Below are 14,839 nucleotides of genomic sequence, written 5' to 3' on the forward strand. Positions count from 1 at the left end.
GCACGTGTACGAGCACCGATCCGATCCGGCCGTTGGCGGGGTAGCAAACGTCGCGAAGGGGTATGACTGATCCATGACGCCCGTACGCTCCCTCGCCCGAGTCATGCTGAGCGGCATTTTCGTGGTCAGCGGTTACCGCAACCTCCGTTCCCCGGAGCGGCTGGCCAAGAAGGCCGCGCCAGTGACCGACCGGGTTGCCCCGACACTGCAGAAGTTGAACCCCCGCATCCCCACCGACACCGTGCAGCTGATCCGGCTCAACTCGGCGGTGCAGCTCGGCGCCGGGCTGATGCTCGCCACCGGACGGCTCACCCGGCCCGCCGCACTGGTCCTCGCCGGCACGATTGTGCCGACGACCATCGCCGGGCATCCCTTCTGGAACGACGACGACCCGGTCACCCGTGACACGAACAAGGTCCACTTCCTGAAGAACCTCGGTCTCCTCGGGGGTCTGCTGCTGGCCGCGGCCGACACCGAGGGCAAGCCGGGTCTGCGTTGGCGCACCGGCCACCGCATCGGCCATTCTCGACGTTCCATGCAGCGCGCCGTCCGTACGGCCCGGCGCGAGGCCCGGATCGCCGTCCGATCCGCCTCCACCGCACGTCGCCTCCCCGGCTGACCTGCGTCGATCCGTCTCCGTGCCACCCCCACCCCCCGCTAAGGCCGCGAATTACCTGAACCACCCGGTAGGCGTTAACGCGGTGGAAATGTCAAAAACATGTGTGGGATCGGACACGGTCGCATAACGCGGGAGGCACTGACGTGAGGCGCCGTTCTAGGCTCCGTGCAGGACCTGGACGGGTAGGACGACCTTGGTATGGGGGTGGCCACGCCATGCCGACGGCTGTCGGTAGACGGGCGGACCGCCTCGCCCCAATCCAACGCGTGACGCGTGGGATCGATCGCAGGAACGTCGTACGGGGCGCCATCGTGGCCGCCGTCGCCTACGCCGCATGGCTTGCCATCGGCACCTTCGGGCGGCCGTACAACTTCTTCGACATGAAGATCTATCACGGTGCCGTGGTGTGGTGGGCGAGCGGTCATGAGCTCTATGAGTTCATCGCGCCCGGAACCACACTCGGTTTCACCTACCCGCCCTTCGCCGGCCTGGTCATGCTGCCGATGGCGCAGCTCCCGATCGGCATGGCCGGCATGGTCAACGCCGCCGCCAGCATCGCCGCGTTGGCGCTGGTGCTGGCCGGTTTGCTCCGCCCCATCGTGGATCGGCTGGCGTGGCCACTGTGGTTCGTCGTGGCCCTGGCGGTGCCGCTCGCGGTCGCCATCGAGCCGGCCCGGGAGACCCTCGGCTACGGCCAGGTCAACATCCTGCTGTTCGCGTTGATCATGGCGGACCTGATCGGCCTGCGCTGGCGCTCCCGCCGGGGCACCCACTACTCCGCGACCGACGGTCCCCTGCTGCGCTTCCTCTACGGCGGCGCCTGGGCTGGCGCGGGCATCGGCCTGGCCACCGCGGTCAAGCTCACCCCGGCACTGTTCATCGCCTACCTGCTGATCACCCGCCAGTGGCGGGTGGCAGCCACCGCCATCGGCACCACGATCGGCGTGACGGTGGCGAGCTTCGCGATCGTCGGCGACGAGTCGCGGGCGTACTTCGGCAGTGTGCTCTGGCAGACCGAACGGGTCGGCGCGGCGGACATGACACCCAACCAGTCCCTCGCCGGTCTGCTCGCCCGGCTGTACGACTCGATCGAAACCCCCGGGCTGCTCTGGTTCGCCTTCTCGGTGCTGATCCTGGCGCTGGGCCTGTCCCGGGCGGCGAGTTCCCGTGCCGACGGTGACGAGCTGACCGCGTTCACGCTGGTCGGCCTGACCGCGAACGTGATCAGCCCGATCTCCTGGACCCACCACCTGGTCTGGGTGATCCCGGCGATCATCGTGCTGGCCGACGCCGCCGTGCGCCGCCGGGAGGCCAGTCGGGGGATGCCCCAGCGCACCGGCCAGGGGACGGTGTTCGGCGGGCTGCCCGGGGTCAACGGGCTCCGCCCACCGATCTGGTATCCCACTCTGACCGGGCTCCGTCACGGGGTCGCCGCGATCGGGCTCTATCTGCTCTTCCTGATCTCCCCGATCTGGCCGTACGAGCACCAGCTACCGGAGATGTCGCACTACCAGGACGGTCTCTTCGGAGCGCTGATGGAAAACTCGCTCGCGGTCGCGCTGATCGTGCTCGTCGCCGCGCTGCCCTGGCGGCCCGGTGCGGAGCCGGCGTTCTACGGCGACCGGATCACCAGGGCCGTGCTGGTCAACGGCCGCCGCTGAACGATCAGGGGCAGTTGACCCATTCATCGGTGCCATCGGTGAAGACCTGCCGCTTCCAGATGGGCAGGCGCGCCTTGACCTCGTCGACCAGCCGGGCGCAGGCCGCGAAGGCCGCCGCCCGGTGGGCGGTGCTCACCGCGGCGACCAGCGCCACGTCACCGATCGCCAGCGGGCCGACCCGGTGCGAGACCGCCACCGCGTAGACGTCGGGCTCCGCGGCGATCTCGGCGGCCACCTCGCGCAGCACCTGCGCGGCGCTCGGGTGCCCCTCGTACTCCAGGCTCGTGACCTGACGCCCGTGGTCGTGGTCGCGGACCACGCCCTGGAAGGAGACCACGGCGCCGGCCCGACGGTCGGCGACCGCCGCCTCGTGGGTGGCGAGGTCGAGCGGCTGGTCGGTGACCTCGCCGAAGGTGATCGCCGGTGCGGTCATGAAACACGCTCCCCAGGAAGCAGCGGCAGTGGCACGATGGGCACCCGGTCACCCGGCTCGCCGCTGGTGCCGGGCCTGATGACGGCGAACCCGTCCGCGCCGGCCAGGCCACGCAGCATCGCCGAACCGACGTGTCGCACCGGAGTCGCGGTGCCGGCGGCCCGGTCCAGTCGGACCAGCGCCAGGTGGGTGTGGTCACCGCGACCAGGCACCGCCTCGGCCAGGGTGACCTGCGGCAACACCGGCATCGAGCGGCCCTGCAGACCGGCGAGCAGCGGCGCCACCAGCGACACCAGCGCGACGATGGCGGACTGCGGGTTGCCCGGCAGCCCCGCCACGAAGCGGATCCGCCCGTCGTGCCCGGCCAGCCGGGCCAGGAGCATGGGGAAACCCGGCCGGACCGCGACCGTGTTGACCACGTAGTCGGCGCCCAGCGCCTCCAGGGTCGGGTGCAGGTGGTCGACCGGGCCGTTCATCGTGCCCCCGGTGGTGCACACCAGGTCGGCGCCGGCCAACGCCGAGCGCAGGGCCGCCACGTGCGCGGGCAGCGTGTCGGCCACCGGGCCGACCACGTCGGACGGGCGGATCTGGCAGCCGTACCGCCGCAGCCACCCGGGCACCGCCGGGCCCAGCGCGTCCCGGACACGACCGGCTGCCGGCGGGCCGGCGGTCAGCAGCTCGTCACCGAAGACGAGCAGCGCGGCGCGCGGCGCTCGTCGAACCCGCAGTGTGTCGTGCCCACAGGAGGCCGCCAGGCCGATCACCGCCGGGTCGACCGGCGTGCCGACCGGCAACAGCTCCTCATCGGCGTACGCCTCCTCCCCGGGTTGCCGCCACTCGGGCGTCTCCCGGGGAGTGCCGCGGACCAGACCGTCGACGGTCGTGGACTCCTCCACGCGCAGAACGGCGCTGGCACCCTCGGGCACCATGGCACCGGTAGCGATCTCGACGGTCGTGCCGTCCTCGGTGAGCGGCGCGGGGGTGCTGCCCGCCAGCACCCGGCCGACGACCCGCCACGGGCCGGTGCCGCGCACCGCCCAGCCGTCCACGCTGGAGGTCGGGAAGGCGGGCAGGTCGGTGCGGGTGGTCAACGGCTCAGCAAGGGTGGACCCGTCGATGTCGGCCAACGGTCGGGCGACGGCGGGCAGCGCGGCGGCCAGACCGACCGCGTAGACCCGCGACCGCGCTTCCTCCCAGCCGGCTGGTGGAGGTGCGACGACCCGATCCGCGGTGGGTGCGGTTTCCGTGCTCACCGACCGAGCCTATCGGCACGGACCGACACCCGGCGGGGCCTGGCGTGGACAGGTCGGCGGGCGCAGCCGCGAACCTCAGTGGTCGCCGCCGCGCAACTGGTCGACGGTGTGCCCGAGGATCGGCCCGAGCACGGCCAGGCCGTCCCGGGCGCCGCCGGTCGAGCCGGGCAGGTTGACCACGAGCATCCGACCAGCCACCCCGGCCAGACCCCGGGACAGCACCGACGTGGGCACCCGGTCGCGGCTGTGCGCGCGGATCGCCTCGGCGATGCCGGGGATCTCGTAGTCGAGTAGACCCCGAGTCACATCCGGTGTGCGATCCGACGGGGTCACCCCGGTGCCACCACTGGTCACCACCACATCGACACCGTCGGCGCGGGCGGCCTGCAAGGCGGCACCAACCGGCTCACCGTCGGGCACCACCACCGGCTCGTCGACCTCGCACCCCAGCTCGCGCAGGCCGGCGACGAGCAGTGGACCGCTGGTGTCGGCGTAGACACCGGCCGCGGCCCGGTTGGACGCGACGATCACCCGCGCCCGGATCACGGCCGGTCCTCCGGCCGGACCCACTCGCCGGTCTTGCCGCCCTCCTTACGCAGCACCCGGACTGCCTCCACCGAGGCCGCCGGGTCGACTGCCTTGACCATGTCGATCAGAGCGAGGCCGGCGACGGCAACCGCCGTCAGCGCCTCCATCTCCACCCCCGTGCGGTCCGCCGTGCGGGCGGTGGCCGTGATCTCCACGGTGTCGGCGGTCAACTGCAGGTCGACAGTGACGCCGTGCAGGGCGATCGGGTGGCACAGCGGGATCAGATCGGGAGTGCGTTTCGCCCCCATGATCCCGGCCAGCCGACCGACCGCCAACGCGTCACCCTTGGGCAACCCGTCACGATGCAGCAGGTCGATGACCTCGGGTGTGGTCCGCAGACGGCCGGCGGCCACGGCCATCCGGCCCGTCACCGCCTTGGCGGAGACATCGACCATGCGGGCCGCGCCAGCACGATCGACGTGGCTGAGCTGTGCGGGTTCGGTCACGGTCGTGAGCCTATCGGTGCGGTACGACGGCGTTCGGAAGGAGCGGCGTCGCGCTGACCGCCGCGCCGGGTGCTGACGGCGCACCGGTCGGACGCCGCTCCTTCCTCGCCGACCCGCCGCCGAGGTCGCTGGGGGGACCTGGCAGCGGGTACGTGTCGACGACCCGGTTCTGCCCAGGGGCAGAACCTCCCCCGTTCGTCGATACGGCCGAGAAGCTACCGGGTGTGGCGATAAGAAATCGATAAACGCTGTGTTCAGGCAGGTCAGCGCTCTGCGGCCGGGTTCGCGTCAGCCAACTCGGCGAGACGGCCTTCGACCTCGAAGCGCTCCGGAACGCCCATCCGCCGGAAGATCGCCAGCGCCCGCTCCCAGTGCCTCCGGGCCTCGACCGGGTCGACGCGGACGAAGTGTTCAGCAAGCCCGGCCAGAGCGCGTCCCTGCTCGTACGGGTCAGAGACGCGTTCGGCAAGCTGCAAGCCCTGGCGGTGAGCCTCAAGGGATGCCGGCCCATCCCCGCTCGCCAACAGGGTCGTGCCAAGATCGTTAAGGGCGATACACTGCGCATGCCGCTCGCCCGACTCAACGGCCAACTCGAAGGCATCCAGGTGCTGTCGTCTGGCAAGGTTCAGCTTGTTGAGTCCCCGATACGCGACTCCCAGGACGTTGCGGGCCTCGGCCTCGCCGTACCGGTGACCGGTGCGGCGGAACAATGACAGCGAGGAATTCAGCAACGCCGCGCTCTGCCTGTACTGCCCGAGGCGAACGCGCACCGCCGCGAGATGGCTCAGAGCATTTGCCAGGTGGTAGTAATCCTGATTGAGCCGTGCCTGGAACAGGTGCTGTCGGTGAATCTTGAGCGCCTCGTCCCATCGGCCCAGCAATGCCAGCGCGATACCCAGATTCGGCAGGGCCAACGGCACGCGGTTGTCGTAGAGGCGGCGCTCGGCCAGGCTCTGCCGTCCCATCGCGACAGCCAGCTCAAGGTCCCCGCTGAGCAGGTGGACGACGATCAGATTCGAACGAAGCCGGGCCAACTGCCGCCAGTCGCCAGACTCACGGCAGAGCGATATGGCCGCGCCGAGATGAGTTGACGCAAGACGGTGAGAGCCTGTCTTCACCAGGGCTGATGCGAGATAGTTGTGCATCGAGACGATGGCGGGTTGGTGTTGGAGCGCTATCGCCGAGGCGAGACCCGCGCGATGGATGGCAAGAATGTCGTCGAAATGTCCCCGCACGTGAAGAAAGCGCCACAGGGTCCGGGCGAGCTTCCACACCTGGTGGTGGAGTCCGTGCTCCACACCGAGGCCCACCAACATGCCCAGATTCGTGCGCTCCCGCTCAAGCCAGTCAACCCCGGACACAGTCTCTGGGCCGATCAGGTCGGGACGCGGCGGCGGACCGGCACCGACCTCTTTACGGACGTCAACGGACTGGTGCAGCTCCGAGGCGGCCTGCAAAGTGGCGTGCAGAGCGAAGTCCAGTAGACGCGTCACGGCCGCCATCATGGCTTCGGGCGTCTCCGAAACCAGGCACTGTGCTCGCGAGTACTGCCGCAGGAGGTCATGAAGTCGGTACCGACCTCCCTCAACCTCGTCGACCAGGTGCAGGTCCATCAGATCATCGAGCAGCCTGGCGACGACATCGAGCGGAAGGTCGAGCAGGGCCGCGACCATCTCCACGCTGTGCTCACCGCGATGAAGACTCAACATCCGGAAGGCCCGTTGGGCGGGGACAGGCAAGGGCCCGTACGACGTGGCGAAGGCCCGTGCCAGCGTCCGGTCACCGACTTTGAGCTGATTCAACGCTGGAGAATCGGCCGTCAGGAGAGCCGCCAGATCCGCGACCTTGCGTGCGGGTCGATGGGCAAGACGTGACCCAGCGAGCCGGATCGCCAACGGGAGGTGCCCGCAGCGACGGACGACCTCTGCGGCCGCCGCCGGCTCCTGGCCGATTCGCTCGACGCCGGCAGTCTGCGCAAGCAGTTTCAGCCCTTCGTCGAGAGTCATCAGGGGCAACGACTCCGGTGGGCCGACGTCCAGGTCAGCCAATCGTCGACGAGAAGTCACCAGGACGACCGTGCCCGGCGACGCGGGCAGGAGAGGGAGGACCTGGTCACTGCCCCCCGCGTTGTCGAACACGACGACCGATCTCCGGCTTTCGAGTTCGCGGCGCCACAGCTCCGCCTTGGCGTCGAACTCGACCGGTATGCGCTCCGCCGGAACTCCCAACTGTCGGAGCAGTGTGACCAGTGCCGCCGACGGCCCGATTCGGGTCGTCTCGCTGTCCCCGCACAGGTCGATGAACAAGCGTGCGTCCGGGTATCGCTTCGACAGACGGCGAGCTAGATGGATGGCCAGGGTCGTCTTTCCGCTGCCTGCCATGCCGTCGATCAGATGCACCGCCGAGATTCGATCCTCGACTCGGCGGGTCTCTGCCAGCAGCCGCGACACCACCTCCTCGCGACCGACGAAGTCAGTCACCGCTCGAGGAAGGTGATCAACAGGCGCACGCCGATGCCGTTCATCGGTCGGGGCGGGCGCGTCTGCAGCGAGCCAACGCGCTGAGGTCGGACGGGGTGAGACGCTGATCGCCGACTCGCCTGCTGAAGCCTCGGTGATGATCTTCGAGTGCAGGCCTTGGATGTCTGGTCCCGGTTCGACGCCCAACTCCTTGGTGAACGTCGTCCGAACCGCGTCATACACGACGAGAGCTCCTGCGTGATCGCCGCGCTCGTACAACGCCCGCATGAGGAGGGCGTACGCCGGTTCCCGGAGGGGATGACGAACAACGACCTCCCGCAGCAGCGGTATCACCGAGTGGTGGTTTCGCCCTGACCTCAGCTGGACGTCGGCGAGAATCTCCACGGTCAACAGCCGTTCCTCTTCGGCGACGACGGTTCGGGAGGTGAGGACGGGCCCGAGCGGGACGCCGGCGAGCATCGGACCCCGCCACCGAGCCAATGCGCGTTCCAGCAGCTCGCGAGCACGGTCCAGGCGCCCGGCCGTCAGTGCTTCGCGACCCGCGTTCCGTTCCAGCTCGAAACAAAAGACGTCGACCCGTTCCGGGTCCACAACGAGTCGATAGCCGTTGCGTTGACGTTCGATGGCACCGTAACCGGCCGGGACAGCCTCGAAAGTCCGGCGCAGATTGGCCGCATAGGTCCGCACATTAGCCACGGCTGATCGCGGTGGGCAATCGACCCATAACTCATCGACGAGGTCATCCAGTGTCACCAGCCGACCGGGCTGCACTGCGAGCATCGCGAAGATTGCCTGCTGTTTGGGCGTACCGAGGCGCAGCATGCGGGTAGACAGTTGCACCGAAAGACCGCCCAGAACCTGAATCTCCACCGGTCCCCTGTTCCAGCCGTGCCAGGTATTCAGTCGATCACGCAGCGAAGTCTACGACCCTCTTCGGTGACGCACTGCTCACGGGGCGAAGGGGGATGGCCGTTGGTGACCTCAGGATTACCGTGAGGAGGGTCGCTTGATTGCCCTATCCGCAGCCGCACCATGTCGACAGCAAGTTGCATCGGCACCAGCGGTTCCGCGTCGTGGCCCTCGAGCCACTCGAAGACTGACGCCTTTACCCCGTCAGCCTGGCACCTCGAACGCGTCAACTCTGCCCCTGCCGCGTTGATGCCTCTCCAAACTCCGGATGAGGCAACTCCTGGGGTGCCGCAGACCTAGCGAATAACGCGACCATTACCTCGTCGGATACCGTCTGCAGTTGGCGCCTGTCCCACGAATCCAGCATCGGGCCAGTTCGACCGCACTCCGTTCAGTAGCGATGGACAGAACGTCACAAAAAACCTCCAACTTGGCTAATGTTGCGCATACCGACATTTAATTCTTCTAACCCGCCGATCCTTCTCTTAAGCTGCCATTCCAAGGAAGACCTCCACTTTGGGTAGGTCCTCGAATTGGCTCAGCGAGAAGGGGGCAACGCGATGCGCGGCAGCGAGTGGAACTGACCCCTCGAGTGGGGACGTGCACGAGCCCCGGACGGTAGGCTACGAGCACGGCAGAGGCAGTCCTTCGGGAGTGGCATGACCCTTCCTCAGCGACGAGAGATTGAGACCGATCAGCGGCTACGGCTGCTCGTCGGTCTCGTCGTCGTTGTAGCAACCCTCATCACGGCCACTTCACTACCGGTCGCAGCGCGGTCGGCGGTGACCGCAACACCGACCGACATCGCGGTCCTCGTCGTACTCACCGTCGCAATCGCCCTGGGAACTCTGGTCAAAGCAAGGGTGCGAATCCGGTCCACCACCCACTCGATCAGTTGGACCGAGGCCGCGATCATCATTGGCCTCGCCATCGCTCCGGCCCAGTCGGTGGTCCTCTGCACCGCAGTGGGCATCACCTTCGCCTCGCTCCGGCTGCCGCCGATCAAGATGGCCTTCAGTGTGGGCAAGAACGTCATCGTGGCCTGGGGTGCCGGCATCACGCTGGCAATGACGACCTGGACCTGGCCACCCGAGAACACCGTCGCACTGATCGTGCCGGTAGCTGCCTCATACCTGGTTGCGGCACTGCTGGACGACCTGCTGGCCATCCCGGTCATCGCGCTGGCATCCGGCACCAAGATCGCGAAGCAGTTCCGGACCAACCTCGACCTCCGACTCGCCGGCTTCGCCGTACGGTTCGTCGTGGCGGTCTGCACGCTGCTGATCCTCGACGCGAACTTCAAACTCCTGTTGGTCATTCCGCCCCTGGTTCTCAGCCTGCACCTGGGCTACTCCACGAGAATCCGTTCCAGGACCGAACAGCAGGCGTGGCAGCGGCTCGCCCGCACCACCGACGCGCTCAACGTGGTCGACCTGGACACCGTCCTCACCACCGCCGTCACCCAGGCCGCCGAGTTGTTCTCCGCCGACGAGGTCGAGATCGAGCTGCGCCTCGGCGGCCGCACCGTCCGCGGTGGCACCGGCGGCATCACCTTCGACGGCCCGATCGGCACGCCCGCCGAGGTGGACGGCACCATCGTCCCCGCACCGCTGGAAGGACACGACCGCACCGTCGACGTCGGCATACTTCGACTGCGTTTCCGCGGTCCGGTGCAACTCTCCGAGCGGGAGCAGTACACCCTGCGCACCTTCGCCTCCGCGCTCTGCACCGCCGTTCGCAACGCCCAGGCGTACGCCGAACTGGCCCGGGTGGCCGACGAACACGCGTACGCGGCCTCGCACGACGCGCTGACCGGCCTGGCCAACCGCCGACACCTCCTCGACGAGGGCACCGAGCAGTTGAGCACCCGGCACGCCGACGGGGTGACCGCGCTGGTGCTGATCGACCTCAACCACTTCAAGGAGGTCAACGACACGCTGGGGCACGCCGCCGGCGACCAGGTGCTGGTGCAGGTCGCCGACCGGTTGCGCGGTGCGGCCCAGGCGAGTGACCTGGTGGCCCGCCTCGGCGGCGACGAGTTCGCCGTACTCCTGCGAGGTCTGCCGGCCCCGGCGGTCGCTGCACACCGGGCCGAGTCCCTGCTCGCCGCCCTGCACGAGCCGTTCGAGCTGGACGGCATGCGGATCAGCGTCGAGGCCAGCGGCGGAATCTCCGTCGCCCCGTCCAGCGGTGGCATGGCCGAGCTGCTGCGCCGCGCCGACGTCGCCATGTACCAGGCCAAGCGGGCCGGGCAGCGGATCGCCACGTACGCACCGACCCGGGACACCGCCGACCTTGGCCGCCTCACCCTCGGTGGCGACCTGCCCCGGGCGGTCGCCGACCACGAATTCGTCGTCAACTTCCAACCGATCGTCGACCTGGGCACCGGCGAGGTGACCAGTGCCGAGGCGCTGGCCCGCTGGCACCACCCCACCCACGGCATGATCGACCCGCTGCGTTTCCTGGAGGCCGTGGAGCGTTCGGGCCTGCTGCCGGCCTTCGCCGAGGCGATCCTCGACCAGGCGCTGATCGCGGCGGCCAACTGGCGCGACGCCGGCTTCGACGTACCCGTCGCGGTCAACGTGTCCCCGCGCAGCCTGCTCGACGCGCGGTTCCCAGGCTCGGTGCTGGCCCGCCTGCGCGCCCACGACCTGCCGCCGGACCGGCTGGTGCTGGAGCTGACCGAGACGCTGACCCTCAGCCAGCTCGACGTCGTCGACCGGGTGCTCAGCCGGCTCCGCGACGAGGGTGTCCGGCTGGCGCTGGACGACTTCGGCACCGGCTACTCGTCACTCTCGCTGCTCTCCCGCATCCCCGTGCACGAGTTGAAGATCGACCGGAGCTTCGTGACGACGATGGAGAGCTCGGCGGAGGCCGCCGCCGTCATCCGCTCCACCCTCGACCTGGGCCGCAGCCTCAACCTGGACGTCGTAGCCGAGGGCGTGGAGAGCGAACCGCAGCGGCGGGCCCTGTGGGAGTTGGGCTGCGTCGCCGGCCAGGGCCACCTGTTCGCCCGGCCGATGCCGGCCGGCACCCTGCTCGCGGCGATGCAGCGCGGTTCGGGCGGCCGACCCGGCACCCTGGCCGCGCCACTGCACGACGCCGGCGCGGTGATCCGGCTGAGCCAGAACCGCCGCCAGGCCGGCCGTTCCCGCCCCGACCGCCTCCCGCACCTGCCCGCCTGACCCAGCATCGGCCAGGTGCCGACGCAGGCCGGTCTGCCAGACTGGCGCCGTGACCGCCGACGACCCGACCGCCCGCCGCCGTCGCTGGCACTGGCGAACGCTCGACGCCGCTGGCGGCGGACTCGCCCTCGACCTGGGCCTCTACGCAGCCTCGGCCGCCTTCGCCGCGATCACCGCGGTCACGTCGACCCTGCTGCCGCACCGGGCGTGGGGCGCCGTCGCCGCCGTCGGATACCTGGTCGCAACGCTGGTGGCGCTCGTCCAACTCCTGCTGCGTCGGCGCTCCCCAACCTCACCCCTGGTCGGGCTGCCAGCCCGCTGGGCGGTCACCGGTCTCGCCTGGGCGGGCACCGCACTGCTGCCCCTGCTCTGGCAGAGCATCGACCGGGCCGGCGGACGCACCGACCGGGCCCAGGAGGAGGTGCTGGTCGTGGAACAGGCCGGCACCCGCCTCCTGGAGCACGGCACGCCGTACCTCGGGCCCGACGCGATAGCCGCCCTGCCACCCGGCGAACAACTCATGGGCTACACCCCGTACCAGCCCGGCATGGCGATGTTCGGCCTGCCCAGAGCCCTGGCCGACACCTGGTGGACCGACTCCCGGGTCTGGTTCGCGGTGGGCACCGCACTCGCGCTCGCCCTGGCCGTGGCCGCCCTGCGCAGAACACCGACCGCCACCGACCAGGTCGACACGCACCACCGCCGGGACGCCGCGTTGCTGCGCGGCGTGCAGGCCGCCACCGTACTGCCGATCTGCGCCCTCACCCTCGCCACCGGCGGCGACGACCTGCCCGTACTCGCGCTCTGCCTGCTGGCCCTCGCACTCGCCGCCACCGACCGACCCGGCCGGGCCGGCCTCGCGGTCGGCCTGGCCGGCGCACTGAAGCTGTTCGCCTGGCCGGTCGCCCTGGTTTTGATCGTCTGGGGTCTGACCCGGCGTGCCGGCACCCGGGTCGCCGCGGGCGCGATCGGCCTGCCCGTCGCCGCCCTCCTGCCCGCCATGCTGGTCGACCGGGACGCGCTGACCGAGAACGTGCTGCGCTTCCCCCTCGGCCACGGCCTGGTCACCAGCCCCGCACAGTCCCCGTTCCCCGGCTACCTGATCGCCACCGCACTGCCCGCCGGCCGGCTGATCGCCGCCGCACTGCTGGTCGCGGCGGGAGTGGCCATCGCCGTCCGACTCGCCCGCCGCCCGCCCCGCACCGCCGTCGCCGCCGCGCTCATCTGCGGGTACGGGCTGCTCGTCGCCATCGCCCTGATGCCCTCGACCCGCTTCGGCTACCTGCTCTACCCGCTCGCCCTGCTCACCTGGGCACCTGCCCTGCACCGCCCGGTCGACACACCGCCGACCCCGGTCCCCGACCACCTGCCCGGTCGGGCCACTTCCGCGTAACTGGCGGGCGAAACGTCGCGTCAGGGCGTAGACCTGAAGACATGACGACGTACCGCGACCGGGCCGACGCCGGCCGGGTGCTCTCCGACCGGCTCACCGCGCTCATCGGCGAACCCGACGTCGTCGTCCTCGGCCTCGTCCGCGGCGGCGTGCCCGTCGCCCGGGTCGTCGCCGAACGACTCGGCGCACCACTGGACGTGCTGGTCGTCCGCAAGCTCGGCATGCCGTGGGCCCGGGAGGTCGCCTTCGGCGCGCTCGGGCCGGGAGGCGTCCAGGTGCTCAACGACGCGGTCGCCAGCCGACTCAGCAGCGACGACATCGCCGAGGTCAGCCGTCGAGAACAAGCCGAACTCGAACGCCGGGAACGCCTCTACCGGGGCGGTCGCGCGCAATTGGAACTCACCGGGCGTACCGCGGTGATCGTCGACGACGGCCTGGCCACCGGCGCGACCGCCCGCGCCGCCGTGGAGGTCGTCCGCCAACTCGGGGCACACCGCGTCGTGGTCGCGGTCCCGGTCGGCGCGCAGGAAGCCTACGAACTACTCGCCGCGGAGGCAGACCAGGTCATCTGCGCCCAACGCCCAGCGGATTTCGGCGCGGTGAGCGTCTACTACGACGACTTCCACGAGGTGTCCGACGAGGAAGTCACCGAGGCGCTCACAGCAACTGCCTAGGTCCACCAGGTACCGTCGGGCGATGAGTAGTCTCACCTGTCCCAAGTGTCACGGAGAAATGCGCCAATACGAGCGCAGCGGTGTCGTCATCGACCAGTGCGGGGAGTGCCGAGGCATCTTCCTGGACCGCGGCGAGCTGGAGAAGCTGTTCGAGGCGGAGGCCAACTGGAGCCGCCAACAGAGCGCCGGTGCGCCGCCGCAGCCTGCCCAGCAGCCGGCCGGCTACCCGCCCCCGCCGCCCCCGCCCGGTTACGGTGCCGTCCCGCCGCCCCCGCCCGCCCACGGCTATCCGCCGCAGCCGGCGTACGGCCACCAGCAGCAACAGCACCACGGCTACCACGGGCACTACCGGCAGAAGAAGCGCAAGGGCTTCCTCGACGACATGTTCGGCTGATCCCAGAGCCGACATTCCGCCCGGGTCGATCGACGTGTCGGCCCGGGCACACCGCTCACCCCATCGATGGTTGGCGGGGCGCGATCGTCCATGCCAGGGTGATTCGCATGACCGTGATCCGACCGGACGAGGCGCTGGCCCAGGCGTACGACGGGATCACCGCTGCCGTCGACGGCTTGGACGACGCCGGCCTGCAACGAACCACCCGCTGCCAGGGTTGGCTCATCGCGGACCTGCTGCTGCACGTGCTCGGCGACGCCCAACGGGCACTGGTCGCACTGGCCAGCCCCGTCGACGGCCCCGCCGACGTCGACGACGTGAGCTACTGGCGCGACTTTCCCGGCGGTGATGACAACGCCACCCGGCACGCCTGGTGGGTCCGCCGATCGGCCGCCGCCTTCGACCGTCCCACCGGGATCGTCCGGCTCTGGCAGGAGACCGCCCCGGCGGCGGTCCGCGCCGCCGCGTCAGCCGACCCCGAGGGGTACGTGACCACGCAGGGGCACGTGCTGCGCGTACCGGATTTCCTCGCGACCCTGACCACCGAGGCCGTCGTGCATCACCTGGACCTGACCGTGGACCTGCCCGGCGCGCCCCCGCCCGGCCCAGTGGCGGTACGAGTCGCGGTGGCGACCATGGACGGTCTGCTCAGTGACGACACCGTCCGCCCCACCGCCTGGGACGACCACGACTTCCTGCTGAAGGCCACCGGGCGCGTGCCCCTCACCGAACGGGACCGGCTGGAGTTGGGCGAGTCGGCGGGCTGGTTTCCACTGCTCGGCTGACCGACGGCGGGTCGTCGCA

At 70.0% G+C, this 14,839-nt stretch carries 12 protein-coding genes; 7 read left to right on the forward strand and 5 right to left on the reverse strand.

Features of this window, described 5'->3' with window-relative positions; translation table 11 throughout:
• Positions 1 to 73 precede the first annotated feature (73 nt).
• The gene (locus GA0070619_RS27830; protein WP_088950759.1) at positions 74 to 619 is read left to right on the forward strand and encodes a DoxX family protein; all 546 of its coding nucleotides are present in this window, start codon (positions 74 to 76) and stop codon (positions 617 to 619) included.
• Positions 620 to 834: 215 nt separating this feature from the next.
• Positions 835 to 2,280 carry a glycosyltransferase 87 family protein gene (locus GA0070619_RS27835; RefSeq protein WP_088950760.1) on the forward strand — a complete coding sequence of 482 codons (1,446 nt, stop codon included), beginning with the start codon at positions 835 to 837 and terminating at the stop codon, positions 2,278 to 2,280.
• Positions 2,281 to 2,284: 4 nt separating this feature from the next.
• Here the strand turns inward: GA0070619_RS27835 and GA0070619_RS27840 are convergent, their stop codons facing one another.
• From GA0070619_RS27840 to GA0070619_RS27860, 5 genes are all read right to left on the reverse strand, one after another.
• Positions 2,285 to 2,713 (reverse strand): molybdenum cofactor biosynthesis protein MoaE, encoded by a 429-nt coding sequence (locus tag GA0070619_RS27840; protein WP_088950761.1) that lies wholly within the window; start codon positions 2,711 to 2,713, stop codon positions 2,285 to 2,287.
• Positions 2,710 to 3,966: a molybdopterin molybdotransferase MoeA gene (locus tag GA0070619_RS27845; protein WP_088950762.1), complete on the reverse strand. Its 1,257-nt coding sequence runs from the start codon at positions 3,964 to 3,966 to the stop codon at positions 2,710 to 2,712. The genes GA0070619_RS27840 and GA0070619_RS27845 overlap by 4 nt, the downstream gene beginning before the upstream one ends.
• A 75-nt stretch (positions 3,967 to 4,041) precedes the next feature.
• Positions 4,042 to 4,512, reverse strand: coding sequence for a MogA/MoaB family molybdenum cofactor biosynthesis protein (locus GA0070619_RS27850; protein ID WP_088952101.1), 471 nt, complete (start codon positions 4,510 to 4,512; stop codon positions 4,042 to 4,044).
• Entirely contained in the window at positions 4,509 to 5,000 is a 492-nt protein-coding gene (gene moaC / locus GA0070619_RS27855; protein ID WP_088950763.1) for a cyclic pyranopterin monophosphate synthase MoaC, read from the reverse strand. Before moaC ends, GA0070619_RS27850 begins: the two co-directional genes overlap by 4 nt.
• 263 nt (positions 5,001 to 5,263) lie before the next feature.
• On the reverse strand, positions 5,264 to 8,350 hold the full coding sequence (locus GA0070619_RS27860) for an AfsR/SARP family transcriptional regulator (protein ID WP_088950764.1): 3,087 nt from the start codon (positions 8,348 to 8,350) through the stop codon (positions 5,264 to 5,266).
• Between the two features lie 698 nt (positions 8,351 to 9,048).
• Here GA0070619_RS27860 and GA0070619_RS27865 point away from each other — a divergent pair.
• The 5 genes from GA0070619_RS27865 to GA0070619_RS27885 all read left to right on the forward strand — a co-directional run bounded on the left by GA0070619_RS27865 (position 9,049) and on the right by GA0070619_RS27885 (position 14,820).
• Complete coding sequence (locus tag GA0070619_RS27865; protein ID WP_088950765.1) at positions 9,049 to 11,574, forward strand: putative bifunctional diguanylate cyclase/phosphodiesterase; 2,526 nt, start codon at positions 9,049 to 9,051, stop codon at positions 11,572 to 11,574.
• Between the two features lie 49 nt (positions 11,575 to 11,623).
• Entirely contained in the window at positions 11,624 to 12,967 is a 1,344-nt protein-coding gene (locus tag GA0070619_RS27870) for a glycosyltransferase family 87 protein (RefSeq protein WP_088950766.1), read from the forward strand.
• A 41-nt stretch (positions 12,968 to 13,008) separates the two neighbouring features.
• Positions 13,009 to 13,641 carry a phosphoribosyltransferase gene (locus tag GA0070619_RS27875; protein WP_088950767.1) on the forward strand — a complete coding sequence of 211 codons (633 nt, stop codon included), beginning with the start codon at positions 13,009 to 13,011 and terminating at the stop codon, positions 13,639 to 13,641.
• 22 nt (positions 13,642 to 13,663) lie between these two features.
• A complete protein-coding gene (locus GA0070619_RS27880; RefSeq protein ID WP_088950768.1) occupies positions 13,664 to 14,035 on the forward strand; it encodes a TFIIB-type zinc ribbon-containing protein in 372 nt (123 codons plus the stop codon).
• Positions 14,036 to 14,142: 107 nt separating this feature from the next.
• A complete protein-coding gene (locus tag GA0070619_RS27885) occupies positions 14,143 to 14,820 on the forward strand; it encodes a maleylpyruvate isomerase N-terminal domain-containing protein (protein WP_088950769.1) in 678 nt (225 codons plus the stop codon).
• Positions 14,821 to 14,839 lie beyond the last annotated feature (19 nt).

The organism is Micromonospora zamorensis (assembly GCF_900090275.1).
Taxonomy (GTDB): domain Bacteria; phylum Actinomycetota; class Actinomycetes; order Mycobacteriales; family Micromonosporaceae; genus Micromonospora; species Micromonospora zamorensis.